The sequence below is a fragment of the Mesorhizobium sp. Arg314 genome, assembly GCF_053714275.1.
The window spans coordinates 1-539 of the sequence record NZ_JBSKBP010000239.1; the positions used below are offsets into that span (position 1 = coordinate 1).

The 539-nt window shown below is 65.5% G+C and carries 1 protein-coding gene; it reads right to left on the reverse strand.

Annotated elements, in window-relative coordinates; all coding sequences use genetic code 11:
• Positions 1–24: 24 nt before the first annotated feature.
• Positions 25–539: transposase (locus ACWGS9_RS35275; protein WP_454509490.1), on the reverse strand; the 515-nt coding region annotated here is incomplete at its 5' end.

Here is a 539-nt window from a genome sequence, read left to right on the forward strand (position 1 = left end):
GTCGCCCGTGAACAATGAAGCGCGTCAGGCGGCGCGTGGTTTCGGCTGGCATTGAAGCGCGGCGATGAGCAGGCACAAAAGCTGCCTGAACCAGTTGAGCAGGAGCGAGAAGTTGTAGCCGGCGGCGGCCAGGATGGCGTTGACGGCATCGCCCTGTTCGCCGGCGAGGTAGTTGCGGCCCATCCGGTGTTCGGCCTTGATATGGCCGATCACGGGCTCGATGGCGGAGCGGCGGCGCATCTGGCGCTTGATGGCTGGGGTGACGCGGCGCTTCTGGCCGGCGGTGAAGACCCTGAACTTGTGGCTGTCGGGTGCATTGTGGCCGCGATATCCGGCATCGGCCAGAATGCGGCCGATCTCATTGCCGATGGTCTCTTCCATGTCCGGGACCACGGTGGCCAGCGTGTGGCCGTCATAAGGATTGCCCGGTAGAGCCTTCGCGTGCAGGGCGAACTGGCCGCCCTTCGAGCGCTCGAGCGTGGTGGCGAGCGAGACCTTGACGCCGAACTCGTAAGGGGCATGGGCCTTGCCCTTGCCGA